Source organism: Burkholderia sp. 4M9327F10 (assembly GCF_005503145.1).
In the GTDB taxonomy this organism is placed as follows: domain Bacteria; phylum Pseudomonadota; class Gammaproteobacteria; order Burkholderiales; family Burkholderiaceae; genus Paraburkholderia.
This window is the reverse complement of sequence record NZ_SCNV01000017.1, coordinates 26,763-52,563: the sequence shown is the minus strand read 5'-3', so window position 1 is coordinate 52,563 and position 25,801 is coordinate 26,763. Positions and strand designations below refer to the sequence as shown.

General features: G+C 61.9%; 23 protein-coding genes. 6 read left to right on the top strand and 17 right to left on the bottom strand.

Annotation, left to right across the window (positions count from 1 at the left end; translation table 11 throughout):
- Positions 1 to 14: 14 nt before the first annotated feature.
- The 4 genes from FFS45_RS17475 to FFS45_RS41750 all read right to left on the bottom strand — a co-directional run bounded on the left by FFS45_RS17475 (position 15) and on the right by FFS45_RS41750 (position 4,256).
- Positions 15 to 1,679, bottom strand: coding sequence for a ShlB/FhaC/HecB family hemolysin secretion/activation protein (locus FFS45_RS17475; RefSeq protein ID WP_249362824.1), 1,665 nt, complete (start codon positions 1,677 to 1,679; stop codon positions 15 to 17).
- Positions 1,680 to 1,871: 192 nt separating this feature from the next.
- Entirely contained in the window at positions 1,872 to 2,564 is a 693-nt protein-coding gene (cysC, locus tag FFS45_RS17470) for an adenylyl-sulfate kinase (protein WP_137955883.1), read from the bottom strand.
- On the bottom strand, positions 2,536 to 3,714 hold the full coding sequence (locus tag FFS45_RS17465; protein WP_249362823.1) for a TIGR03032 family protein: 1,179 nt from the start codon (positions 3,712 to 3,714) through the stop codon (positions 2,536 to 2,538). Before FFS45_RS17465 ends, cysC begins: the two co-directional genes overlap by 29 nt.
- Positions 3,715 to 4,106: 392 nt before the next feature.
- Complete coding sequence (locus tag FFS45_RS41750) at positions 4,107 to 4,256, bottom strand: hypothetical protein (protein WP_171029675.1); 150 nt, start codon at positions 4,254 to 4,256, stop codon at positions 4,107 to 4,109.
- 300 nt (positions 4,257 to 4,556) lie between these two features.
- Between FFS45_RS41750 and FFS45_RS17460 the strand changes: the two genes are divergently transcribed.
- On the top strand, positions 4,557 to 5,147 hold the full coding sequence (locus tag FFS45_RS17460; RefSeq protein ID WP_137955882.1) for a hypothetical protein: 591 nt from the start codon (positions 4,557 to 4,559) through the stop codon (positions 5,145 to 5,147).
- Between the two features lie 307 nt (positions 5,148 to 5,454).
- Positions 5,455 to 6,447: a type II secretion system minor pseudopilin GspK gene (gene gspK, locus FFS45_RS17455; protein WP_137955881.1), complete on the top strand. Its 993-nt coding sequence runs from the start codon at positions 5,455 to 5,457 to the stop codon at positions 6,445 to 6,447.
- Here the strand turns inward: gspK and FFS45_RS17450 are convergent.
- A complete protein-coding gene (locus FFS45_RS17450; RefSeq protein WP_137955880.1) occupies positions 6,444 to 8,093 on the bottom strand; it encodes a type II toxin-antitoxin system Phd/YefM family antitoxin in 1,650 nt (549 codons plus the stop codon). The genes gspK and FFS45_RS17450 overlap by 4 nt on opposite strands.
- A 281-nt stretch (positions 8,094 to 8,374) precedes the next feature.
- Here FFS45_RS17450 and FFS45_RS17445 point away from each other — a divergent pair, with 281 nt between their 5' ends.
- Positions 8,375 to 9,223 (top strand): hypothetical protein, encoded by an 849-nt coding sequence (locus FFS45_RS17445; RefSeq protein ID WP_137955879.1) that lies wholly within the window; start codon positions 8,375 to 8,377, stop codon positions 9,221 to 9,223.
- A gap of 199 nt (positions 9,224 to 9,422) precedes the next feature.
- On the opposite strand, the gene FFS45_RS17440 is transcribed toward FFS45_RS17445, so the two are convergent.
- The 9 genes from FFS45_RS17440 to gspG form a co-directional block, all read right to left on the bottom strand.
- Positions 9,423 to 9,782 carry a FecR/PupR family sigma factor regulator gene (locus FFS45_RS17440; RefSeq protein WP_137955878.1) on the bottom strand — a complete coding sequence of 120 codons (360 nt, stop codon included), beginning with the start codon at positions 9,780 to 9,782 and terminating at the stop codon, positions 9,423 to 9,425.
- 217 nt (positions 9,783 to 9,999) lie between these two features.
- On the bottom strand, positions 10,000 to 10,998 hold the full coding sequence (locus FFS45_RS17435; RefSeq protein ID WP_137955877.1) for a FecR domain-containing protein: 999 nt from the start codon (positions 10,996 to 10,998) through the stop codon (positions 10,000 to 10,002).
- 11 nt (positions 10,999 to 11,009) lie between these two features.
- The gene (locus FFS45_RS17430) at positions 11,010 to 11,558 is read right to left on the bottom strand and encodes an RNA polymerase sigma factor (RefSeq protein WP_137955876.1); all 549 of its coding nucleotides are present in this window, start codon (positions 11,556 to 11,558) and stop codon (positions 11,010 to 11,012) included.
- A gap of 5 nt (positions 11,559 to 11,563) precedes the next feature.
- Entirely contained in the window at positions 11,564 to 12,241 is a 678-nt protein-coding gene (locus FFS45_RS17425; protein WP_349292322.1) for an STN domain-containing protein, read from the bottom strand.
- Positions 12,242 to 12,504: 263 nt separating this feature from the next.
- The gene (locus FFS45_RS17420) at positions 12,505 to 12,714 is read right to left on the bottom strand and encodes a type II toxin-antitoxin system Phd/YefM family antitoxin (protein ID WP_137955874.1); all 210 of its coding nucleotides are present in this window, start codon (positions 12,712 to 12,714) and stop codon (positions 12,505 to 12,507) included.
- 621 nt (positions 12,715 to 13,335) lie between these two features.
- Positions 13,336 to 13,848 (bottom strand): type II secretion system protein M, encoded by a 513-nt coding sequence (locus FFS45_RS17415; RefSeq protein WP_137955873.1) that lies wholly within the window; start codon positions 13,846 to 13,848, stop codon positions 13,336 to 13,338.
- Positions 13,812 to 15,455, bottom strand: a complete 1,644-nt coding sequence (gene gspL / locus FFS45_RS17410; protein WP_171029674.1) for a type II secretion system protein GspL — start codon at positions 15,453 to 15,455, stop codon at positions 13,812 to 13,814. Before gspL ends, FFS45_RS17415 begins: the two co-directional genes overlap by 37 nt.
- A 17-nt stretch (positions 15,456 to 15,472) precedes the next feature.
- Positions 15,473 to 16,021: a GspH/FimT family pseudopilin gene (locus FFS45_RS17405; RefSeq protein ID WP_137955871.1), complete on the bottom strand. Its 549-nt coding sequence runs from the start codon at positions 16,019 to 16,021 to the stop codon at positions 15,473 to 15,475.
- Positions 15,996 to 16,457 (bottom strand): type II secretion system major pseudopilin GspG, encoded by a 462-nt coding sequence (gspG, locus tag FFS45_RS17400; protein WP_283204758.1) that lies wholly within the window; start codon positions 16,455 to 16,457, stop codon positions 15,996 to 15,998. The genes FFS45_RS17405 and gspG overlap by 26 nt, the downstream gene beginning before the upstream one ends.
- A gap of 145 nt (positions 16,458 to 16,602) precedes the next feature.
- Here gspG and FFS45_RS17395 point away from each other — a divergent pair, with 145 nt between their 5' ends.
- A complete protein-coding gene (locus FFS45_RS17395) occupies positions 16,603 to 17,037 on the top strand; it encodes a general secretion pathway protein GspC (RefSeq protein WP_137955869.1) in 435 nt (144 codons plus the stop codon).
- A 13-nt stretch (positions 17,038 to 17,050) separates the two neighbouring features.
- Here the strand turns inward: FFS45_RS17395 and gspF are convergent, their stop codons facing one another.
- Genes gspF through gspD form a run of 3 tightly spaced genes read right to left on the bottom strand, consistent with a single transcriptional unit; the run spans position 17,051 to position 22,198 of the window.
- Positions 17,051 to 18,268 (bottom strand): type II secretion system inner membrane protein GspF, encoded by a 1,218-nt coding sequence (gspF, locus tag FFS45_RS17390; RefSeq protein WP_137955868.1) that lies wholly within the window; start codon positions 18,266 to 18,268, stop codon positions 17,051 to 17,053.
- Positions 18,269 to 18,272: 4 nt separating this feature from the next.
- Entirely contained in the window at positions 18,273 to 19,847 is a 1,575-nt protein-coding gene (gene gspE / locus FFS45_RS17385; RefSeq protein WP_283204757.1) for a type II secretion system ATPase GspE, read from the bottom strand.
- Positions 19,844 to 22,198 (bottom strand): type II secretion system secretin GspD, encoded by a 2,355-nt coding sequence (gspD, locus tag FFS45_RS17380; RefSeq protein WP_249362822.1) that lies wholly within the window; start codon positions 22,196 to 22,198, stop codon positions 19,844 to 19,846. Before gspD ends, gspE begins: the two co-directional genes overlap by 4 nt.
- 812 nt (positions 22,199 to 23,010) lie before the next feature.
- Between gspD and FFS45_RS17375 the strand changes: the two genes are divergently transcribed.
- The gene (locus FFS45_RS17375; RefSeq protein WP_137955866.1) at positions 23,011 to 24,318 is read left to right on the top strand and encodes a substrate-binding domain-containing protein; all 1,308 of its coding nucleotides are present in this window, start codon (positions 23,011 to 23,013) and stop codon (positions 24,316 to 24,318) included.
- 137 nt (positions 24,319 to 24,455) lie between these two features.
- The gene (locus FFS45_RS17370) at positions 24,456 to 25,769 is read left to right on the top strand and encodes a substrate-binding domain-containing protein (RefSeq protein ID WP_137955865.1); all 1,314 of its coding nucleotides are present in this window, start codon (positions 24,456 to 24,458) and stop codon (positions 25,767 to 25,769) included.
- Positions 25,770 to 25,801 lie beyond the last annotated feature (32 nt).

Genomic DNA, 25,801 nt, shown 5'->3' with positions numbered 1-25,801 from the left:
ATAAAAGAAACCGGTCAGAAACTTGCGCGTACGTAAAAGTCGAAGCGCGGGTTGTATGCCTTCGTGAACGTCCCCGCCTTCAACGGAAACGCCATCTCCAGATCCGCACTCGTGTATTTCATGAGCTGCATGCGCGTACCCAGTCCAGCCGAAACCATGTTGAAACTCGAAATCTGTTCCGGCAGGGGACTCAGCAGCCAAAGGTGCGCGGCATCCACAAACGTGAGGAAGCGCCATTCATTGACCGCGCTGCCGACATACTTCGCGATCGAGGGGCTGCGCAACTCCACCGAGCCGATCACGCCGCTGTCAGCCGTGTCTTCCGCTTCCAGATAGCCGCGGACCGTATTGATCCCGCCCGCCGAGAACTGCTCGCTCGATACCAGCGGCGAGTTCGCAAACTGGCCCGACACGCGCCCATTGACCTGAATGTCGTGATCCAGGTCCTGCGTGTGGTTCACGGAGAACTTGCCGTAGATAAAGTCCGCGGTCGCGTTGTAGCGCTTGTTGTCCCACGCATCGGCGTCGCTGCCGATCCCGCGGATATTCGTTGTGACCGACGCGGAGAACGACGTCTGCGAGTTCTTGCGGGTCAGCTGCCCGTTGTAGGCCAAGGTCACCGGTACGTAGGTCAGCGGCGCCGACGACGTGGTCCCGGCAATCGTGTCGTCCTCGTCGAAGTGCTTGTGATCGATCTCGATGCTCACCGACTGCGAATACGTATCGGTCGAAGGCAGCGCATAGATCGCCGTGAAGCCGAACGACGTGCCCTTGCCCAGCACATTCGTGCCGCCGAGCGAGGCCACGTTGCTGTTCGAGTGGTATGCCGTCGCGAGCAGGCTCCAGTTCGTACCCTGCAGCGGCGCAAGGTACGAGAACGAATAGACCTGCGCATCCTGTGGATGCTGTGGCGCGAGCAGGAAGCTGCCCGAGATCACATGCCCGAGCTGCCAGAGGTTCGAATAGCTCAGCGAGGCGACCGTACGGAGCACGGAGGTGTCCGGGCTCTGGTCGTTGTTCAGCTCGAGGCTGCCGTGCGCGGGGCTCTGGTCGTCGACCTTCAGGTCCACGTCCACCGTCTGCGGCAGCGTGCCCGGCTTGAGCACCGGGACCACCTGGCGATCCGGCGATTTGTTGAGATCGGTCAGTTGCTGCTGTGCGGCCGTGAAGTCCGGCACCGCTCCTTCGGTAAGCGCCGGCACCGCTTCACGGATGGCTTGCGGCGAATCGTATTTCGCGCCCTCCACCCGCAGCCGCCCGACCTTCGCCTCGACTACCTGCAGCACGATGACGCCGTTCTTCACCTGCTGCTGCGGCAACTCGACCACGACGGACTGGTAGCCCTTGTCCTGGTAGACCTTCTGCAGAGCGTCACGCGCCGCGTTCACGTCCGCAAGCGTCCTGCCCGGGCCTTCGAACGGGTAGACCGCTTTTTCGATATCCAGGCTTTGCAGCGTCGTATTGCCTCTCACGATGAATTCGTTCACATCGAAGCTCGACGGCTGTCCTTGTGCGTTTGCCGGCGCAGGCGCGGCGGCTGCCGGCGCGGACGGTGTCGCCGCGGCGGGCGTCGTGCCCTGGGCGCGCGCCCCCGCTGCCAGCGTCATGCCGCTCACCAGAAATATGCCGGCCAGGCACTGTCCGACCCGGTTCGTTGCAGACCCGTCCGTCAGTTCCATCAATCCTGTCCATTCCCCGTTCATTCGTGGCGTCATGCGCCATTCCCCTTTATTGCCTGACATCGTCAGCGTTTCGTTGTGTGATCACCGGGCCGCGCGTCATACACGCCATGAAAGTCATTCCCGTGACAATAATTAAGTATTCCTCATCATTTTGTTCGATCGGTTCCTGAAACCGGCCTCGTCGTTGCCTTAGACCACGTCCACCATGTGAACGCCGCGCAGACGATCGTCTATTTCGCGGGTATCCCAGCTCGTCAGGAATTGCCGCTCCACATCACTTACCAGTTGCGCGATGCACTGCCCCACCGTCTGGGTCTCTGTATCCACAATCAGGTCGGCGTTCAGCGGCACTTCATACGGTGCGGATACTCCCGTGAAGTCAGGCAGCTCACCCCGCCTGGCCTTCCGGTACAGTCCCTTCGGATCGCGCGCTTCGCACGTTTCAACATCGGCCTTCACATACACTTCCCGGAAACGCTTACCGACGATCGCACGCGCCTGTGCGCGCATCAGCGCGAGCGGCGAGATCAGTGCGACGATCGCGATCGATCCCTCGCTGGCGAGGATCGCCGCCACTTCGGCCGCACGTCGCACGTTCTCGTATCGATCCTCTACCGAAAATCCCAGATTGCGGTTCAGTCCGCGTCGCAACACGTCGCCATCGAGGACAACCGAGCGCATCCCATGCGAGGCCAATAGCTGGGCGGCGGCGTAGGCGAGCGTGGATTTACCGGCGCCCGGCAGACCCGTGAGCCACACGACACCACCGTCCTGCGTCGCCGGTTTGCCGGTCAGCAGCGAAATATGCCGGGACTTGGGAGCCGCCGGCGTTTCGCGCTTGCGCACCACCGACTCAGTGACCTGATTCTTCAGCAGATGCATCGCCTTCATCCTCCTCTGTCGGCCGGGTCTGCCAGAAGCCACCCTTCATCGTGGCGATTGACGGCATCTCGCTCCATTGCCGCGGGTTGAGAATTTCCGCGCGCAGGATGCCGGGCATCACCTGCACATCAAAAATCTCGTCGACGCCGTTGTAGAACTCCAGAATGCCCAGCACGGCGCCGCTGCTCAATTCGATCGCTGCCACGCCAGCCACGAGCCGGTCGTGTTCCGCCTCGATCGGCAGCCCCTGCGGGCCGCGCTTGTCGCGTAGTTTCGACAGGCCGATAAACAGCACGCCGCCGTGTTCGGCAAGACCATGCGTAAAGCCCGGCAGAGTTGCCACAACGGTTCTGGCGCCGGTAGAGGGATCGATTCGGAGCAACTGGCCCCGGCCGCCTTCGAGCACGTACAGTTGGCCGTTGATGACACGCGGCGAGTGCGGCATCGACAATCCCGAGGCGACAATTCGCCCGGACGGCACTTCCATCACAATGCCGCTATCGGCCATACCCTTACGCCAGCCGAATGGGGTATTGGTCGCGCCGAGCGCCGTGACGTAGCGCACCTTGCCGTCGTGGAACGCCATGCCGTTCAGATGGCAACGATCGTCCGGCCCGAAATCGGTCACGAACGGAGGCTGCCAGATGGGTGTGAAATTGAAATACCCGTCGATCACGCTGATGCAGGAATATCGCGTGTTCACCGCGAGCACGATGTTCTTGTCGAACGCCATGTCGTGCAGATCGAGGTCGCCGGTGTAGTGAGACATACGCGGCACAAAGATCGCGTCGTAGTAATCGGGGCGCACCGGATAGAGCGACGCCAAAGACGATACGTTCGCGAAGATCATGAGTTCATGGATCGTCGCAATCGCGAGACGGTTGCCCGATACCGCAAGGCCCATCGAGCGCGGCAGCAAGCAAGCCGAGAGTGTCGGAATACCGTTTTCCACACCGAGCAGCGCCACACCCGACGGACGCCGGCTGATCGCCAGCGTGCACTTGAGCGAAGCGAGCACCTCGAGGAAGCGCCCGGTGTCGCGCAGATTGATCAGGGGTGAACCGGCATCACCTGCTGCCGCCGCTGGTGCGGCGTCGTCACGCCCCGATTGCCCTGCGCCTGTCAACTCGCTGTCCTGAACCTCTTCCACTTTCCTATGCCCTTTAAAACCGCACTGCGTCCCATCTGCGGAACGCACGCGTCAATACGATAAAAAGGCTGCGCAACTTCCATGGGCGCATCCAGACAGCAAGGACGCACCGGCGTAATGTCGCGCGGTTCTTCAAACGTTTCCGGCAAGTGCCTATGTGGGGCTCAATGGCTTTGCCAATCGACCGTGACCGGAACTGATGGCGAATATCCGATGGGCATCGAAAAGCCGGTGCTCATATTAGCCATGTCGAGACAAACCACCCGATACCGCATACTTTTGTGTTGATGCCGACTCCCTTACCGCAAAAGATGGCCTCATGAGCGCCGCCGAATATCAGACCGGGATCACGGGTCGACGTCCGCACAGAAGGACAGAATCTCTGGCCATACCTAGATAGACGAAATGAATTGCTGAATACCGCACACTTTCTTGCGCCACGATCCGTGACGATTGCCCCATTGCCGCGCCGGACGTTTCTTGAGGTCGTCGTGGCGTTGCAGCGGGAAATCACGCAAGGCAGGAATGGTGTTTTCAGGCATGGTTCGTCCGTTCTCTGGCTGTCACGGAAGCGAATGGCAGTCAGGCCCGCGCGTCGACTCACGCAGCGGGATGACCGTGCAAGCGGGTTGTGCCAGGCCCGGGGGAGGCGGTCCGTCACGCTGGACGTACTGCCGGTGTTGCGGCACGGATAGCAAACACTAAAACCTGCGGCATAGCGCCCCGCCAATCGTCCTTGTATATAGACAGGCTGCAACCTCTGCAGGACGCTTCACCGATTCCGGTTTGTCCTTCGATTTCGGCGCTGCGGCACACCAAACGTCAACAGAAAGGGAGATTCCATGTCCATCACCACGATGTTGCTCCGACGACTGACCGGACGGCAGGGCGCCGGCTCAGACCACCCGCGCCCCGAAGCAACCCACGCCCGTGCCCCCGGCCATGATCTGCCACTGCTACCGTTGCAATGGCGCAAACCGTGGCGCGCCTGGCAATTCCTGTCCTGGATCGCCGGCACGCTTCTCGCACCGACCTTCTGCGTGACCGGCGTCTTGCTGACGATCAATTCCAACAGCGACAGCCCACTCTTCTGGCCATGCGTCATGGCTATCGTCGCCGTCACCAATGCCATGGGGATCGTGCACACCAATCAGCGCCATCATCGCCGCCCCTTTACCGGCCGCAACCGGCTCGCCCTGCACTACCTCGGCGTAACCATGCTCCTTGGCTGCACGCTGTTCCTGCTGCTAGCGCTGGGCACCGGTATCCTGCAGGACTTCATGGGACTGTTGACCGCTAACCGCGACGCCGCCGGTCCGTCTGCCATCACGGCGCTCTGGACCGCAGCCCTGACAGCGGGATTTGGCCTGCTGTCCTTCGTGCCCGCGAGCGTGCTGCATGCATGGCTCGCGTTTGAAGCTTTGGGCGCGTGAGGCCCGTAGTTATCCTATTTATCCTATGTTTTCCCGCAGCGTCTTCAATCAGCGCCCTATCTTCCGGTACGGTCCTATCGCAAAGCGTACGTTCGGGGAACCCGGCATCGGCATCAGCTAATATGCGAGTCCGCTCAACCAGCCTCGCATCATAACGAGAATGCGTGTCATTTTTTTGCCGGATGTTACGTACACTTTTGCGCGCCAGATTTGTCATGCCAGCCAGCATTTCTGCCTCTATCATGGCCACATCCACGTTACGCGCACAGCACCCGGCGCGTTGTAAAGCCGATGCATGGGAACCACGATGTACCAAACGAACCGTATTCAGACAACACTTCGGGATCGGGAAAGAGGTATTGCCATCGTAACGGTATTGCTGGTTGTGGCACTGGCGGCGGCACTGGCGGCAAGCGTAGTGTGGCGCCAGCTGGTTGCCGTGCGCGATGTCGAGAATCTGCGCCTGAACGTCGAAACAATGTGGGTCGAACGCGCCGCGGTGGAGTGGGCCCGCGCGACGATACGCGCACAGAGCGCCACCTCTAACGTGACCTACGACGGCCAGCCATGGTCAGCCCCTGTCAAGGACGTTCAGCTCGTCGACGTGCTGCCGCGCGACACGATCGCCGTCAATGGCGACCTCGCAAACGCGTGGATTTCGGGTGATGTCGAAGATGCGCAGTCCAGATTCAACCTGTTGAATCTGGTGTCCCGGCCGGCTCCGAGCCAGCCTTGGCAAATCAATGGCGATGGGCTGCAGGCATATCGCCGGCTGCTCGGCGAGTTCTCGCTCGATCCGGGCCTCGCGCAACTCACCGCCAGCTACATCCTGCGCTCGCTGGGTGACGGCACCGGCGGCGGCGACTGGCCCATGCAACTCGTCTCCGCTCAGGATCTTGCCCGCATCCCCGGATACGATGCGCAAGTCGCACAGACACTGGCGCCGTTCATCACGATTCTGCCGAACCTCACCACAGTCAACGCCAATACGGCGGCCGAATCGACTCTCGTCGCCGCGATCCCCACCCTTTCCGGCACTCAGGCGCATATGCTGACGGAGCGGCGCAGCACGGGATACTTCATCAGCAGTGCCGACATTGCCGAAGTGCTGTTCGGAGCGACCACGAATGCGCAACTACCGACCGGCGCAATCGTAGATGTCAACAGCGGTTATTTCATCGTGCACTGCCGGATTCACTCAGGCAAGCTCAATACCCGTATCGACACGCTGATCGCCCGTTATGGCATCGGCGAGTTCAGCTGGACCGCTGTGATCTGGGTCCACCGGCTGGCGGGCTAGTTGACGAGCGGTTTCGGCGCCGGTCTGCGCCCAGTCGATTGCGGTCCCGCGCGCTCGGCGGAGAGCCGATCGAGCACATTTTCGCGCCGCTCAGCCTTCATCCTGTTCCAGTCTTCAACAGAAATCAGGAAGGCAATCGCCTGGCCGTACTTGGTCACCATCACCGGCGCTTCGGCGGTGTCCCTCAATACCTTCGACGGATTGCTGCTAAATTCGCGCGTCGCCATGGCAATAAAGCGCTGCCCGAATAGTGCCCCGTCGTCGGACTCCGCGCCGTCCTTCCGGCGAAACATCACGTCGAGCGTTGCCGACAGCAGCATGGCCTTCGCTTCCGGCGTTGCCGCCGGCTCGCGCTTCTGTTTGTGTGCGCTACGGGGATCGACATGACGCGCAATTTTCCTCAGGATCTCGCCCAGATCGGCCAACCCAAGGTGGTCATAGCACTGCCAGAATTCGGCGGAAACCGCGATCATCATTCCCGCATAGGCCGCCCTGACACTGGTCGCGATGTAACGGGGCAGACGTTTGAGTTCGCGCGCTTCCATCTCCTGCTCACAGCGCACCAGGTTCTCCAGGGTACTCAGCATGTTGTACGCGAGCGCTGCGATACCGAGTGCCAGCTGAACTGCGCGGGGTCGGCCCGATGAAAGCACGTCACCGTTAAACATCAGGTCGAGCGGTACGGATAGCGTCTCGCGCCACCGCCGGCAGCTCAGGCTGGCGATCTCTTCGGCGCCAAGGCGCGAAGCCGGGACGTTCGTCAGGATCCGGATGATCCTGTCACCGCCCGTACCCGAGCGGCCCTGATGCAATTCGATACACCGAAGGACGGGCGACTCACCTGCGCCATCCGTCATGCTGACCGCCTGTTCGTACACGAGCCCCATCTCGGTACGGCCTTTCTTGACGGGACGGCCCAGTTCCCGGTAGTCCACACCGCAGCCGTCATCCGCAACGATGAATGCACTGTCACTGCGCTGCCAGCCGGCGATCAGCGCCCGGGTGCTGTAGTTGCAGTCGAATATCCACAGCTCCCCCGGCTGCACCGGTTCCAGCAAAGCCCTTATGCTCACCGCATCGCGAGCCTGACCGTACTCGCAAGACACCACGTCGACGATCATCGAGATATCCGGATCGTAGACAACGGATGCGCCCAAGGTGAGAGCGCCTTTCCGAAGCCCCGATTGCGGCACGATCGTGTGCACGCAACCTGCCGGACCGGGCGAGCATTTCTCGCTCTTCGGCAAATGACTTCCGTCCACAATCCGCACGTGATAACCGCGCGCGGCTGCCTGCTGGCTGGACACCGCCGGCTGCACCAGTTTCGACAATCGCTTCACGCTATCCCGCACCAGCACGCCCGCCCATCCCGGACGCGTCCGGCTGATCCTGTCGTGCAGCGCGGTGATCGCGACGGCCAGTCCCTGGGTGCCCCCTGTTGCGGCACGCGCCGTATCTCGAGGGCTCGAAGCGATCATCGACATCAGTTCCACTGTCACTGAGAATATCGATTCCCTGATCTGCTCGCCGTTACCTGCCTGCCCCCACTCCAGCAAGTCATCAGTCCATTCAGGATCGAGCGCACATTGCAAGGCCATGCGCGCCATCACGGTTATCGGGCTGTGTTCAACAAAGCGTTCGATCATTGTGCGTCTCACCTCGTTGCCCCGTCTCGTTTAGTAAAACGCCTTATTCTTGCAACCCCGCTTGCGGTGATACGGGGTGCTCTCTCAGGTCTGCACATCCAAACCCATTCCCTGCTGCATTCGTTTCACGCGCAATATCCGGCCTCGTGCACCGTAGCGTGCCCGTCCAGGCCTGCTTGACTATCGGTTTTCAACAGCACAGTATCAATCTGCGGCGCCGGACCGTGGTCATCAGCACGACTCGCCTGCATTCGTTCAATCCGGAACCTTCAGGAACCCGCATGTACATCGATCCACGCGTGGCGCACGGTCGCACGAAGTTCGAACTCAACCGTTCCCCGCGGATGTTCGCCGAGGAGCGTCGCGGAAAGATCACGGACATCATCCTGAAGAGCCTCGAAGACTTCACGGGTACGCGAAACCGGCGCGCGCTCATGCGACTGCTCGAACGCCAGATCGCGCCAAGGCTCGAGCACCTCGGCCTCGAACCTTACGTCGGCGCGCTTGGCGCCACTGAAGGCCTGTTCGTCAACTTCACCACCATGAGCACCGAGCACGGGTTGCGCGAATTCCAGTTGCAGCTGACTGTCCCCGACCTGGCCTTGACGAGCTTCGCGTCCCACACCATCAGACCGCATGCTGTTGCACGTTGCATGCAACGCAACGGCGTCATGTCCCTTGCAGAAATCGAACGCGAAACCTGCATCGCGTTCGTCTTTGCCCGCGTGCTGCGCCCACTCGCATTGCTCGAAAACTGGAAGCAGGCGGCCGTGCCGACCACGGGCGGTGTGTTCGTCGGCGAACTGCGCAATAACGGCGACTTCTATCTGAACACCTACATCCGGCCCGCCGATAACGACCGGCCTTCGCGCTGGAGCCGGTTTGCGGCGCTGTTTTCGCCCATGCCGAACTGGACGGCCGCCCAGGTCCATGAGGGTAGCGATCTCTTGCAGTGGATGATCAACCATATACGCGCCTTACGAGAAACCGCACCTTTGGCCGAGCGCTTTCCGTTCCTGATCGAGCATTACGAAGCCGCCGACGATCCACTTGACGCCATCTGGAACGCCGCGCATGCGCACGCCAACGCCCAGAACGCCTCAACAAGCCAGCCATCGGGCGGAACCTGACCGAACAGCCCGTGACAGAGAACGTGTGGATTTGCACCGGCGCGTAGCACCCGGAAATGAGGCTCACATAAACAAGGTCGAATCGACCGGTCTAATCCCGCAGACTTTTTTAAAAGATGTTTGACGATGGCTGCAGGCAGACGCTGCGCCCAAGGATGGACGGGCCTGTTTGACTGGACGTCAAGGCCCAACGGCGAGCCTATCCGCTTCGACGGCGAAGCAGCGCATGAGCCGCACGGCGCATGCGCCGGAGTGATGCCCGGACAGTGTGGTTAGGCTTGCGGCCAACCGCGCCCAGATTCCGCGATCCGCGTGAATTGATGCAACAAACATAATCTGGATCTGCCAGCACGCCCAGTGCATTCCAGATCCAGATCACTTCGTACGCGACGCGCGCATGTTCGTCGCTTTGCGCTCTCCAGCGGCGGAATGTCGTGAGATCAGCGGGCGTCGCGCCACCCGTACGCAACCAGAACAGCCAATGGATGGCGCCCTCGCAGATGCGCTCCGACACAACCGCTGTCAGATTGCGAGACAGGCATGCATCTGGAATTTCCATGTTGCTCCCCGCTTCCGGCAGACTGGACACACGCTCCGAGGCGTCGCGTGGTCCATGGCAGTCCAGTCCGGTTGCTTCATGTCCCGCTGGCGCCCTATATGCACGAACGCGGGAACCGAACCGCGGGTAGCCGCGGATTCACGAGCCTATATAAGCTATGTCGGAATCAGTAGCGGTAAGCCGCAAGGCGGGTCGTGTGAATGCGCTCTCGGGAAGGCTAGCTGAGCAGCACGATATTGCCGGGTAGCTTGGTGATGTGCGCACCGTAGAGCAGTCCGACCATGTGAATGACGTCGTCCAGCTTGGCAATCGGGAACTGCGCCTGGATGCGATTCTCGCCGAGCGCCTCGTTGCGCAAGATGACTTTTCCGGGCCGGTAGCGATTGACCTCATCGACAACCTGCGCCAGCGGCACGCCATTGAATACCAGCACACCTCTTCGCCACGCGGTGACAGCGCCCGAGTCGACCATGGACACGGGATGCACGTTCTGGTCGTCGTAGGTGACCTGCTGTGAAGCTTCCAGGCTCAACCGCTGACGGGGATGCTCGAGCGCCACCGAGCCGGATATGCAGGTCACGCAAACGCTGCTGCCAGTACGCCGGACGTTGAAGCGCGCCACCTGCGCCTGCAGCCGCCCCGTACCCGCAACCACGACGACCGGACGCAGCGGCTCGGTTCGTCCAATGTCAGGCGCGGCAGCGAGAACCTCCGCTTCGCCCGCCAGCAGTTCGACGCCATGAATCGTCTGCTGGGCAGGAAGAATATTGAGGCGGGTCTGCGTGTTCATCTCGACCACCACACGCTGCGAAAGCTCCACCCGGCGCTGCTCGCCTGTACCGGTGCGATAGTCCGCAGCCAGATCGCCGAGCGCCGGCCACAGTTGCAGCGGCGGACGCAGCGCCAGCCATGATGCGCCTGCTGCCACGGCAAAGCCCACAAATGCCCGTCGGCCCGGGCGCAAGGCGTGCGCACGGCCGCCGCTGCCGGTCCACCTCTCGCCGGACGCCAGTTCTTCCTGGGCGATCTCGGCCGCTGCGGTACGCAGCATGGTCCAGGTTTCGCGCAACAGGCGCGACGTCTCCGGGTGGTCGTCACACCACCGCTCGAACGCCTGAACATCGTTCGGGCTCAGGTTTCCTGAACGCAGGCGCAGCAGCCATGCACGGGCCTGGGCCTGTACGTCGCTCGCTGCTTTAGCCTCAGCTTTGGTCATCGGCAAGGTATTCAAAATTTTCGCGGACCACTTCTCGAAGCGGTGGGCGGATCACCCACCTCATGCATACGATCGAGGCAATATTTCATCGCTGCACTCAGCTCGCTCTCGACCAGACGTAACGAAATACCAAAACGCTCTGCAATCTCCCTGTTCAATTGCCCGTCCACGCGTGCGGCCAGCAAAATCGCCCGGCGCCGGGGTGAAAGTCCGCGCAGTACGCTTTTCAGCGCTTCGACTTTGCGGCGTGCCGCTACGATCCGCTCCGGGTCGGCAAGTTCGTCAGGCAGTTCGAGCAGGGCATCGACGTCGTCTTCATGGCGATGGCGCCGCTCGCTACGGTGCTGATCGATCGCGATATGGTTCGCCATACCGAGGATATAGCCGTCCGAATTCGCCACCGGCGAAGCGACGTTGGCATTCTCCAGCCGCAGCCAGGTTTCATGCAAAGCCTCCGTCGCGCCGTCTTTTGATCCCGTCCCGCGCTCAAGCCGCTTGACCAGATACGCGTAGCGCGACACCAGGAGTTTTTTTAGTTGTGCACGGCTGCTCTCAGACATGGCCGCTAACCCTGTGTGTCAGATTGTGGGCAATTAACATGCACACCGTTACCCGTTGGCCGCAGCATAATGGTGACCGGCTCGGGAAGACCCACCGGCGGCGCCGAGTCGAGACTCAACGTGCGTATCACCCGCTCAATCGCGGCATCCCGCGACCCAAGTCCTGTGGAGGCTACCACCCGCGCCGCTGCGACTGCCCCTTGAGCGTCAAGGCGTAGTTGTGCAACCAACCGATAGCTTCCCGGGCGCGTTGCCGGCGACGCGCACAAAGCCTCCGTCAGGCGCGCCTGGATCATCGCGGCATAGGCCAGTTGCTCGCCCCCGCCATCAATGCCATCGATCGCCAGTTCGTCCACGCGCGCGGAACCGGACGCCGGCGCCGCTTGCGGCTCTACCGGCGAGGCAACGATCAGCGCCTCATCCGGTCCCGTGAATCTGGCTTCGAGCCCGGTGCCAGCCAAAGCCCGTTGCAGCGCTTCGCGCGGAGAATAATCGCCCACCACCGCCGCGCTGACCCGCCCATCGAGCAGCGGGGCGGAAGCAAGCACAGCCAGTTCGCTTATCCGGCCAAACGCCTGAAGCGCCTGCGCGAGAGGCTGAGCCGGAAGGTCGAAGTGTACGATCCCGGCAACCGGGTGATCATCGTCCCCAGCATCCTGCGCCTGTGCGCTTCGTATGATCAAGATACAAAGCATGAGGCATACGGCCAGCGTCAAGACACTGGTCGGTGCCCGAGAGCCTGTCATGAATAGAATGCCGGATAGTGGAATTGCGGCGCGCCACCATCAGCATGTCGCATGATGGCACCGATAATGAAGCTGGACGAAGTATGCTAGAAACACTATGTGACAATTGCAAGTCAGCGGGTCAGTCACTCTCCGCTACATGGCAGCCTCACGCCGGGCGACGTGATTTGCAGCGGACCGTTGACGATAAAGACGGGGTATTAGCGACCTATCTGCTCAAGCAGGTCACTGTGATGGACCTTGTCCAGCAGGTCGTTCCACGACTCGATGGATAGCACGCAGGCAATCGGCTGGCCGTACTTCGTCACCAGCACCGGATGCACATCTGCCTCCCGCAAAGCCTTTGACGGATTCTTGCTGAATTCGCGCGTGGCCATCTCGACGGCCCCCTGACCCAGTATTTGTCTCACTTGTGTTCCCCATAGCCTGACAGGATGTCGCGCATCAGCAAGGGCCTCCTAAAACATACCCCGCCTGGACCACGAAATCTGCGCGATCGAGCAAATCTGCTTCTTCACTCTAATTCACCAGAATCGCCAGTCTATATAGAAGGCCTGAAATTAACAAGACCGCCCATCAAACAAAGTTTCACCACGTGGGAGTGTTTCCGGAAATCACAGGTAAAGGCTCTTGCGGTCAAGTAATGTTATGGTTTCAAGACAGAATCTACGCAACATCCTCATCACCGCGGGAAGTCCACTGGGCAAGGCTGAAGCCTTACGCTACCCACTCCGGCGGCCGCCACCAGGAAGTTAACGTACATTTTGGCACAAAACATTCACAATTCCGTTTTCCCAAGTATTGATTCGAAATCTTCTGAAACCCTGGCAATCCGGAAGTCAAAATTTACGAGGCTATAAATTAATTTATCGAATTAAATATCATGGCAAACATTTTCGCGCAGGATAACTGCAGCGATTGGCTTCGAAATTAACTGACCCGTATTAATAGAATTTTGCCGCGGCATCTGCCCATGCGCGCAGGGTCAAACGCGGCGCCACCTCCAGCGGAGTTCGGCGCCGGGCGATTCCTCACTGCTCCGCAGCCGGCTGCAACGTCACGGAGACGCTGGCATGGCCCGGCTGCATTTCGCCTTTCGCATGAGCGCTGACCACACGCACGTGTTCGGTACGCCGCACTTCGTCGAGCCATACCATCAACACCCCGAACGGCACGTTCTTCACCTCAACCTGAACGCCCTTGCCCAGCACGGTGATCTGCGGCGCCGGCACCCCCGCCTGCGAGAGCGAGGCGGACAACGCATCGCGCAGCGCGACACCTTCCGGAGCGCGGATCGCGGCATCGCCCTTGAGACTGCGCGCCTCGTCCAGCTGCATCTGCACCTGCGCCACCTCATCCTGAAGCCGCGGCAGGCTCGCCCTGATATGGCTGCAACCATCCCATGCGGGCGCCCACAACACGCTATAGAGCAGCACCACAATGAGGAGCGCCACGCCCGCCACCAGCAGCCGCTTCTCCCGCGGGGCGCGAGCCTCGAACCACTCTGTCAGTGCAGCTTGGATGGCGCGGATCTGAGCTTCCATTTGCCGTCTTCCTCCTCTACGGACAGACCGCTTGTCGTGAGACGGCGCTTGAAGTCGCCTTCGTCGATTTCGGTACCAGGTTTGAAAGTCACATCGAGCGATCCACCGCTGTAATCCATCTCGGCAATAGCGAGCGACGGAATCGGACCGAGCGCATGCGCCAGCGACGCCGCCAGCGCCAGAAAATCGTCCGCGCGCAGCGCCCCGACCGTGCCGCGCAAACGGGTCAGGTCGAGCGTCATCTGCTCATGCGGACCGAGAACCATCGGCGTGTTGGGAAACGCCGTCTGCACCATCTGTGTCATCTGCGCTTCCAGCGCGTCGCGGCGGTGGCGCAACTGCCACCATTGCACGTTCAGGGCGACGATCGACACCACAACCGACGCGGCGAGAAACCCAAGTGCCACGCGCCATGGTTTAAGTCCGGCTGCTGCGGCCAGATTGCCGCCCGGACTGGCCAGTTCGAACTGGCAAAGGTTGAAGCGGCAGGCGAGCGCCGAGCGCGCGATGACCGCGAACGGCAAGGTGCGCTCGGGCAAAGCGGCCGGCACGATTGCGCGCTGCGCTTCGCCGACCTCGCCGGTTGCTTCGCGCACCAGGCGAAGACGTTGCGCTTCAGCCGGTCCCGTGGCCGCTCTGATACGAGGCTCGATGGCTGGATCGGCAGCGTGCCCCACACCGGGCCCGACGCCTGCCTCTGTGCCAGGCCCGCTGTCAGGCTGAGCGCCATCTTGAAGTGTCAGCGCGTAGACCTCGAGCGGCTGACGCTGCGACAGTTCCGCAAGCGTGGCCCCCAGTTGCGCCGCGTTCACGCGCATGCCGAAACCGAGCGAGTCTTGCCTGAGCGCGAGCTCCACCCACTCGATACGGCCCAAATCGGCTTCCGCAACCGCACCGTCGGGCGGCTGGCTGGACTCGCCACGCACGATCACCACGCTCGCCGCCACAACACGATTACCCGTAGCCGAATCGACGGCCGGGTCCGCGACCAGACCGGTGGCCGAATCGGCGGCAGGATCAGTGGCTGAATCACCGGCCAACGATACGGCCGAAGCGAGTTCCGAAGAAGCGTCCGAAGAAGACCCCGAATCACCCTCCGGACCCACATCCGATCCGGCAAGCGAAACCGCCTCCGGCAACGGAATACAGCGGATAAGCGGCACAGCCCGCACGCGCCGATGGCCCGCCCCGGCAAATCGTCCGGTCACCGACACGAACCATTCCCGGTCGATAACGGCGAGGCAACGCAGATCAGCAGCCGGGGCCGGAGGAACCGGATCGACCGCTACGTGGCAGCGCTGCGCTTCCTGAATCAGATGCTCTTCGACAATGTTCGGCAGGACTCGCCGCAGCCGCGGCCCGGTCACCGGCGGCACCTTCGCATGCAGCATCAATGTGTCGCGCGCCGCGACCACCAACACCGTCTCCCCGGCTTGCGGCAACGCGTCGAATCGGGCGTGCCCCGCGCGCAGCATCTCGCCCTTGCGTCCGAGCAGCGCAAACGGCATCGGCGTCGCTTCCCAACCGCCCGCTGCGAGCATATCGCTCGAAGGCAGCAGCACGATCAGGCTCGCGATGCGTGCGCCCGACGCAGCGCTTCGAGGCATCCCCTCCATCATTCGCTTCATGGTCTGCGCACCACAAAATTGCCGATGCCCGTGCCCACGACCTGCAGACGCACGCCATCCGAGTCGAGCGTCACCGTGACCGGCACGTCGATGCTCTCGTCGCCAAATACGATGCGCGGCGTCAGGTTGCCGCTGCCCGTGTAGCGGATCGACACGTTCGTCACTTCCGCACCCCAGCGATGGGGCGCAAGCACGTCGTCGGTAATCGGGCGCCACTTGCCGTCCTCGCCACGCTGATCGAAACGGTAGCCGCCATTGACGGGCTCCCACGCAATCGACGCCGAGCGAACCTCGGCCTGGTCGTCCGCGGATTCGAGCATCGCCGCGAGACGCTGGGCGTCCTCGGCGAGGTCCGTGCGACGGTTGCGCGACGGCGCCAGCGCCACGACCGCGATGAGCAGGCCCGCAATCAGCAGCACCACCAGCATTTCGATCAGCGTAAAGCCGGCGGCCTGCCGCGGCGACAACCGGCAGCTTGCCGGCCTGCCTTGCTTGCGCAGCGCTGCGCGCCTGCCCACGCTACTGCCACGATCCGATGTCTGCATCGTTACCCTCCCCACCCGGCTTGCCGTCCGCGCCGTAGCTGAACACATCGATTGCACCGTGCACCCCGGGGTTCAGATACTGATAAGGATTGCCCCACGGGTCGTTGGGCAAGCGTTCGAGGTATCCACCGTCTTTCCAGTTGTTCGGCACCGGATCGGTGGACGGCTTTTCGACCAGCGCGTGCAGCCCCTGGTCGCCGCTGGGATAGCGGCCGTTGTCGAGACGGTACAGATTGAGCGCCTGCATGATGGTGCCGATATCCTGTTTCGCTGCCACACGGCGCGCCTCATCCGGCCGGCTCATGATCTTCGGCACGATCAGCGCAGCGAGAATGCCCAGAATCGCGATCACGACCATGATCTCGATGAGCGTAAAGCCGCGCTGCAGACGCCGTTTCATGCCCCCGCTCTCAGGATGGCGTAAACGATAAGTCATGCTTATGTTCAGATCAGTCATCATGGATTCACTTTTCCCGTCCAAAAATGTGAAGAGTCCCACAGCGCCGCACACACTCCGCTACCACGCACCGCGTGCGACCGGGGAGCGTGGCACCCCACACCTCATCCAAGCCGAGCCGCATATGCCCCGCGCCTTTTTGCAACCGCTTACGTCGCCCACCACGCTCGCATCGGGCGCTTCGGCCGTCCTGTTCATCGGCGTCGTCAGCTGGTGGGCGTGGACTTTTCATGCCGCGCCCGTCATCCCTGTCACGCACCCGGCGCCGCCGGTCCCGCTCGACGTGTCGGCCGGCGCCACGCTGTTCGGCGCCCAACCCGACAGCGACCATCACGATCAGGTGCAGTTGCTCGGCATCCTCGCCTTCGATCCGCAGCATGCCGCTGCGATCATCAGCGTCGGCGGCGATCCCGCACGCGTCGTCCCGCTCAAGGGCCGGCTCAACGACTCCACCACGCTGAGCGAAATCCGTGCACACTCGATCGTCCTCGATCACGACGGCATTCAGCGCGAAATCAGCCTGCCGGCCGCCGCCAACCCGGACGCGTTTGTACGCTGAGCAAGCCCGCACGTCACTGCACCAGGTTGTTCAGTTCGATAATCGGCATCATCACCGCCAGCACGATCACCAGCACGACGCCGCCCATGGCGAGAATGAGCAGCGGCTCGAGCAGGCTGGTGAGAAACATGGTGCGGCGTTCAAGCTCGCGGGACTCGCCTTCCGAGGCCCGGTCGAGCATGGTTGTCACGTCGCCGGTCGCCTCGCCGGAACGGATCAGGTGCACCAGCACCGGCGGAAACGTCTTCGTGTTGCCGAGCGCGCGCGACAGCGAAGTCCCCTCGCGAACCCGCACGATCGCGTCCTCGATATTGGCGTGCATCGCCCGGTTGCTCAGCGTTTCGCCCGCGGCCTGCAGCGCGCGCAGGATCGGCACGCCCGCTGCCGTCAGAATGCCCAGCGTGCTGGCAAAGCGCACCGTGTTATAGCCGCGCACCAGCTTGCCGAAAAGCGGCGCCGTGAGCGCCCAGCGGTCGAACGCAAGCCGCGGGCCCGGCTGGGCGAGCACTTGCCTCACAAGCCATATCATCACCGCGACGCCGAGCAAGGTGGCCCACCACCAGTGCCGGACGTAACTGGAAAGCGCCAGCATCATCACCGTCAGAAACGGCAACTGCTGTTTGGTGCTGACAAAGACATTGGCCACCTGCGGCACCACATAGCTCAGCAGGAAGGTCACAATGCCGAACGCGATGCAGGTCACCACCGCCGGATAGGTGAAGGCGAGCATGATTTTCTGCTTTAGCGCGTTGCTCTGTTCGATGTAATCGGCGAGGCGCGACAGCACGACACCGAGCTTGCCGGTGTGTTCGCCGGCCGAGACGAGCGCGCGGTAGATCTCCGGAAAGTCCCGCGGGTGCTGTGACAGCCCGTTGGCAAACGAGTGGCCGCCCATCACTTCGCTGCGGATCGCCGCCATCAGCTCGCGGACGTATTCGCGCTCCGCCTGTTCGCTCAGGACAGCCAGGGTTTCGTCGAGCGGCAACCCCGCAATCAAAAGGCTCGCCATCTGGCGCGTGAGAATCGCCTGCTCGCGCTGCGACAGCCGCCTGCCCCCGGTCAGCCGTTGCGCCTGCGAACCTCGCGCACGTGCGCCGGCCGCCTCGACCACCATCGGCGTGAACCCCTGGGTGCGCAACTGTGTGCGCGCACTGCGGGCGCTATCGGCATCGACCACGCCTTTCTTCGTCTTGCCCGCGTTGTCGATCGCTTCGAAACGGAATGCCGGCATCGTCTTACCCTCCCCCCGTTACACGCAGCACTTCCTCGAGCGAGGTCAGGCCCGAGGCGAGCCACCGGTCAGCATCCTCGCGCAGCGTACGCATTCCCTGCGCGCGCGCCACCGCGAGAATCTCCGCATCCGCGGCGTTGCGATGGATCAACGGCCGGATGCTGTCATCGATCAACAGAAGCTCGTAGACACCGCGCCGTCCCGAGTAGCCGGAGTGTCCGCACTTGTCGCAACCCACCGGATGCCACTGGACGCGGCCTACTGCTTCGCGGTCCTCTGTTTCTACAGACTCCTCGACGCGCTCCTCCCTGCACACGGGGCAGAGCCGGCGCACCAGCCGCTGCGCCAGCACGCCAAGCAGCGACGAAGCGAGCAGATAGGGTTCCACGCCCATATCAGCGAGACGCGTGACCGCCGACGCCGCATCGTTGGTGTGCAGCGTCGCCAGCACCAGGTGGCCGGTGAGCGAGGCCTGCACGGCAATCTGTGCGGTCTCCAGATCGCGGATTTCCCCGATCATGATGATGTCCGGGTCCTGCCGCAGAATCGAGCGCAGCGCCCGCGCGAAGGTCATGCCGATCCGCTCGTTGACCTGCGTCTGGCCGATACCCGAGAGGTCGTACTCGATCGGGTCTTCGACGGTCATGATGTTGGTCGTCGCGGTTTCGAGGCGTGACATCGACGCATAGAGCGTGGTCGTCTTGCCCGAACCGGTCGGCCCGGTCACCAGCACGATGCCGTGCGGGCGGCCGATCAGCTTGTCGAATTTCGTGAGCGTGTCCGAACCCATGCCGAGCGCTTCGAGATTCAGGCGCGAGGCGTCTTTCTCGAGCAGACGCAGCACCGCGCGTTCGCCGTGCCCCGTAGGCAACGTGGACACCCGCACATCCACCGGCCGGCCGCCGACCCGCAGCGTAATCCGGCCGTCCTGCGGCAAACGTTTCTCCGCGATATCGAGCTGCGCCATGATCTTGATACGCGAGATCAGCGCGCCGTGCAGCGCCTTCTTCGGCCGCACCACGTCGCGCAGCGTGCCGTCCACGCGAAAGCGCACCACCGAGGCATTCTCGAACGGCTCGATGTGAATATCCGAAGCCTGTTCGCGTGCCGCCTGAGTAAGGAGGGCGTTGATCATGCGGATGATCGGCGCGTCGTCTTCCGATTCCAGCAGGTCCTCGACCTCGGGAATCTCCTGCATCAACCGCGACAGATCGACTTCGCCTTCCACCTCGCCGACCACCTGCGCTGCGCTGCCATCCTGGCGCGCGTACGCCTGGTTGATCGCCAGCGAGAGCTGGTCGGCCGGCAGGCGCGCCACCGACAGCGCGCCAAAATTGCGCGCCACCTCGGCGAGCGCGGCATCGCTCGTGCGCTCGCTGATCCAGACTTCCAGTGCGTCAGCATGCTGGTGCGCTACCAGAATCTGACCACTGCGCGCAAAGCCGTAGGGCACGAGTCGCGCGGCGATCGCCGACGGCGCACCGCGTTCGGCATGTCCGGCCACAGCTGCGGGCGGCATCGCAGCGCCACCCGCACGCGTCGACGCGGACCCTGACGGCGGGGTGGACGGCGTGCTCACGGCTGCGCTCCGGGCGAAGTGACGGCAGGCCCGACCGTCACCGGGCTGGTCTGGACAGCGCCACCGCTAGTCGCCGGCACAGGCGAATTGATGGCGGGCCCAACGGTCACCGGGTTGATCTGCACAGCACCACCGTTGGTCACCGGAGCAGCACTGGAACCGGGCACCGCAGCCGGCGGTGGCATCATCTGCTGACGGCGCATCTGGTCGAGATTGAACAGGTTCATCGCGGGCGAGCCGCCCTCGGCCGGGCCGAGCGGCATCGGCGGCACCACCGGATCGTCCTTGTCCTTGATCAGGTTGTTGTCCGACTTGTAGGCGCCCTGCACGCCCTGGATATAGTCGTAACGGTTCGCCGTCACCGCCTGCGCGGTATCGCGATCACTGATGATCACCGGGCGCAGGAACACCATCAGGTTGGTCTTATTGCGGCTCTTCGATTCCGAGCGGAACAGCTGGCCGAGCCACGGAATATCGCCCAGCAGCGGCACCTTGCTGTTGCTGACCTGGTAGTTGTCCTGCATCAGGCCACCCAGCACGATGATCTCGCCGTTATCGGCGAGTACCGTCGACTGGATTGAACGCTTGGTGAACTCAGGGCCGGCCGGGTTGGTCGAGGCGTTGGTCGTGCCGTTCACGATCGCCGAGTCTTCGGTGTAGAGCTGCAGCTTGAGAATCCCGCCGGCGGTAATCTGCGGCTTGACGTGCAGCGTCAGGCCGACGTCGACACGGTCATAGGTATTGAACGCCGTGCTCGTCGTGCCGCTCGTGAGATTCGAATAGGACCCCGTCTGGATCGGCACGTTGGTGCCGACGACGATCTTGGCATCCTCGTTGTCGAGCGTGATGAGGTTAGGCGTCGACAGCACGTTCGCATCGGCGGTCTGCGAGAGTGCCTGCAGCAGCGCACCGAGTCCCTGCACACCGAAAATGTTGTGGACCCAACCGACGTTGAGCCCCTGCTGGAGACCCTGGTTGATGAGTGTCTCACCGAGACCACCAGTGCTCCCGGCTGCCGTCAGGTTGATGATACTGTTGCCCGAGCCGGTAGCCAGGTTGGTGCCGGCAAGAAGCGCACCATTCGCGACCTGCCACTGAATGCCGAGATTGGCGTTCGTGTTCGAGTTCAGCTCGACGACCAGTGCTTCGATATAGACCTGTGCGCGCCGTATGTCGAGCTGGTCGATCACCATCCGCAGGTTGCGATACACCGGCTCGGGAGCCGTGATGATCAGTGAATTGGTGGAGGGGTCCGCCTGGATCATGCCGTTGCCCTCGGCGCTCCCGCCGCGGGCACCTTCAATCAGGCCACCCTGGGCGCTCAATCCGCTACCGGAGCCTGAGGAACCTGTGCCGCCCGTACCGTTCGTGGTACCCGGCAGCGGCGGCACGCCCGCGGTGCCGGTCGACGAACTGGTCCCGCTACTTCCACCGCTCCCGCCGCTTCCGCCTATGCCGCTATTGCCCTGACTGAAACTCTGCGCACTGGACTTGTCTGAGTCCTCAGAACTGTCGCTCCCCTGGCCCAGCATGCCGCGCAACACCTTGGCAAGATCGCTCGCATTGGCATTCTCGATCCGCACCACGTGCATGTTGCCGGCCACGCGGGTAGGCGCATCGAGCTGTGCAATCAGCGCCTTCGCGTCCTTGATACGCCCCGGGTCGCTGGCGCGCAGCAGCAGCGAGTTCAGGCGTGGGTCGGCAGACACCGACACCTTGAGCGTGGCATCCGTATTGCCGATACCGCTAGGGTCGAGCATCTTCTGCACAATCGGCGCGAGATCCACCGCACTCTCATGGTCGAGCTGGACCACGGCGACCTGCTGCGAGGCACCCGAATCCACACCCGCAATGATCGCGGCGATGCGGCGCACGTTGTCCGCATAGTCCGTGACGACGAGGGTGTTGTCGTTCTGGTACGCGGCAATGGTGTTGTTCGGGCTGATGAGCGGCTTGAGCACAGGCATCAGCGCCGTGGCCGACTCGTTCTTCAGCCGGAACACCTGGGTGATGACGACATCGCCATGCGCCTGCGGCGCATTGCCGACATACGTGGGCACGCCCTGCAGCTTCGCGTCCGCTTCAGGGACGACCTTGAGAATGCCGTTGTCCTGCAGCAGCGCGAAACCCTGCATGCGCAAGGCCGCTTCGAGCGTCTTCAGGGCCCGCTCCTTGCTGACGGGATTGTCGGATACGAGGTTGAGTTGTCCCTTCACCCGCGGATCGACAATGATCGTGGTGTCGGTCGCCGCACCAATCGCCTTCGCCACCTGATTGATGTCGACATTGGAAAAACTGAGATTGACCTGCGCGTGAACCATCTGCGCAGACAGCAGGCTAGTGGCCAGCATCAGACAGATTGCATGATGACGGCGGGATCCGGAGCGTATGCGTGTCATAGACCTGGGTTCGATGCCGGCCGCAACAGGTGGGCCGAGACGGACGCGCCTGCTGCGTGCATCGATGACCCGAAGCACACCCCGAAAGGCAGCGTATGGTTTGCTGATCCGTCCCGTTGCATTCGACACAGGCGGATACGCCGGGCAAAGACTAAGCAGCGGACCGGAGCAAAATTGTGACAGATGTTGGGTACCTTTTTTGTCCGTACTTTTAATGTAATCGTTTTAGAGATGAATCGCACCGCGATTACGAATAAGTGAAATTGCGGATCGGCTTTATGTATTGAGCCTCACAAAGACATGGCAAAGCTGGCGCTTCCCACATTTTCGTATTTGCATTTCACGTTTCATGGGCTCATCAAAAATGTTACGAACATTTTGTCGTGAAGGTGACTTAAATGCAGCTTGCATGGACGATGCAGGTTTTATGACACAGCCGCTCACCTCCATACCGTGTGTGAGGACTCTAACGGTTGGGAAGGGCACACCGAGGAATGTCTGAATTGTCTATTTTGAGAACTTGCAATAGCTTTAACTCACAACTCGCCAACGGCGATGCTCCATATCCTCATATCGCTTTTCTATCAAATAGATTTTTTAGCTCACTTCACGTAAATCAATTTCATCAGAAATGTTGGGTACATTCGGTTATTAAAAATTCACACGCTCCAACTGGAATCCCGTCTAAATTGTTCAGGCAGTCAACGCGATGCGCGTGATTGCAACAGCAAGCTTCCCATTCATCGTTGCTCAAAGGAATTCTCATGAAATCCAGTAAGCGCAAGGTCTGTCAAGCTGTCGCAGTTGTCCTCTCCGCTCTGGCCGCCTCGGCCGCCATGGCGCAAACCCCGTCGCTGTTGGGCGGTGGCTCCTCGCTGGTCGCACCGACGATCCAGTCGGAAATCTCTGCTTTCCCCTCGACCGATGGTACGGCTGCGTACTGGTCGGTTGGCTCCGGTAAAGGCCAAACGGCGTTTCTGAACAACGACCCGACGCAATTCACTTCCGTCACGGTCTCGGCAGGCACCACGGTTACGCTGACCGCTAGCGGCACGGTTGATTTTGCCAATAGCGATGCTCCGCTGTCGGCTAGCCAGATCTCGGCTTATACGTCGACTGGCGGCCTCGGCGTTACCGATGGTCCCCTGATCCAGCTTCCGTACATCGTCACGCCGATCACCATTCCGCTCGTGAACGGGCCGACTGGCACGGGACCGACGCTGCCGAACGGCGGCACGACGGCGACCGTTGCGCTGAACGACGCCGACCTCTGCGGGATTTTCTCGGGTGCCTTCACGAACTGGAATCAGATCACGAACCCTGATAACGGTTCGCTCTACCCTGCCGGAGCGATCAAGGTGGTTTATCGCTCGGACAACAGCGGCACGACGGACCTGCTGACGGCTCACCTTCAGGCAGTTTGCCCGGTTCCTTCGGGCACGACCGCTGTCCCCGTCACGTTCACTGCAACGCAAAACTTCGCAAGCCTGTTCCCGTCATCCACGCCGCCGAGCAACTTCGTCCCGGCTTCGGGTAGCGGTGGCGTGGCAGCAAGCCTGCTGGCACTTTCGGGCGCTGGCGTCGGCTATCTGAGCCCGGACTACACGAACACGTTCCTCGCACCGGCCAGCTCACCGGCACAAACCAACAACCTGTCGGTAGCGAGCGTGCGTAACACGACGACGAACACCGACGTTGTTCCGTCGTATCAGAACGCCACGCTGGCTATTGGAACGGTTACGGCGCCGACTGGTTCGAACGCGTCCAACCCTTCGCTGTGGGTTCCGAACGCAAGCAATCCGACGACGGGATACCCGATCTCGGGCACGAGCCAGATCATCACCAGCCAATGCTACGCAACTCATAGCGACACGCCGACGGTTGCGGCTTCTGTTGTCGATTTCCTGACGCTGCACTATTCAAGCAATGCCTCGATCATCAACGGCAATGGCTTCGACGTGGTACCGGCAGCCTATGTCACGGCGATCAAGGCTGACTTCCTGAGCAACACCAGCGGCCTGAAGCTGAATATCGGCAACGCTTCGGTCTGCGGCCCCCTCGCCGGCCGTTAATGTAAAAGTGGCTGTATGACAAGGTCGTGCCCCGGAATCATCCGGGGCACGACCTCTTTGTTTTGTTCAGGCGGTCAACGGGGTACGTATGACTGCAACAGCAGGCTTCCCATTTATCTTTTCTCAAAGAAACTGTCATGACATCCAGTAAGCGCAAGATCTGTCAGGCCGTCGCATTTGCTCTCTCCGCTCTGGCCGCCTCGGCCGCCATGGCCCAAACTCCGTCGCTGTTGGGCGGCGGCTCCTCGCTGGTCGCACCCGAAATCCAGTCGGAAATCTCCGCCTTCCCTCCGGCCGATGGTACAGCTACATACTGGCCGGTTGGCGCCGCCAGAATGCAAACTCAAGCGGCGTTTCTAAACAACAACCCGACGCAATTCACCTCGATCACGATCACGGGGGGCACTATCGTCACCGCCACTGCTAGCGGCACGGTTGATTTTGCCAACAGCGACGCCCCGCTATCGGCTAGCCAAATCTCGGCTTATACGTCGAGCGGCGGCCTCGGCGTTACCGATGGTCCCCTGATCCAGCTTCCGTACATCGTTACGCCGATCACCGTTCCGCTCGTACACGCGCCGACCGGCACGGGACCGACGCTGCCGAACGGCGGCACGACGGCGACCGTCGCGCTGAACGACGCCGACCTGTGCGGGATTTTCTCGGGTGCCTTCACCAACTGGAATCAGGTCACCAACCCTGATAACGGTTCGCTCTACCCTGCCGGCGCGATCACCGTCGTCTATCAGGCGAACAACGACGGCACGACCGATCTGCTAACCGCTCACCTTCAGGCCGTTTGCCCGGTTCCTTCGGGCACGACCGCAGTACCCGTCACGTTCACCGTCACGCAAAACTTCGCAAGCCTGTTCCCGTCGTCGACGCCGCCGAGCAACTTCGTTGCGGCAACGGGCAGCAGTGGCGTTGCAGCAAGCCTGCTGGCACTTTCGGGCGCTGGCGTCGGCTATCTGGGTCCGGACTATACGAACACGTTCCTCGCACCGTCCAGCTCACCGGCAAAGACCAACAACCTGTCGGTAGCGAGCCTGTATAACACGACGACCAAGGCCGACGTTGTTCCGTCGTATCAGAACGCTACGCTGGCTATTGGAGCGGTTACGGTTCCGTCCGGTTCGAACGAGTCCAACCCTTCGCTGTGGGTGCCGAACGCGAGCAATCCGACGACGGGATACCCGATCTCGGGCACGAGTCAGATCATCACCAGTCAATGCTACGCAACTCATAGCGACACGCCGACGGTTGCGGCTTCTGTTATCGATTTCCTGACCCTGCACTACGAGAGCAATGTCTCGATTATCAACGGCAATGGCTTCGATGTGGTGCCGTCAGTCTACATCACGGCAATCAAGGAGACCTTCCTGAGCAACCTCAGCGGCCTGAAACTGAATATCGGAAACAAATCGGTCTGTGGTCCCCTCGCCGGTCGCTAATGTAAAACGGCTGTATGACAAGGTCGTGCCCC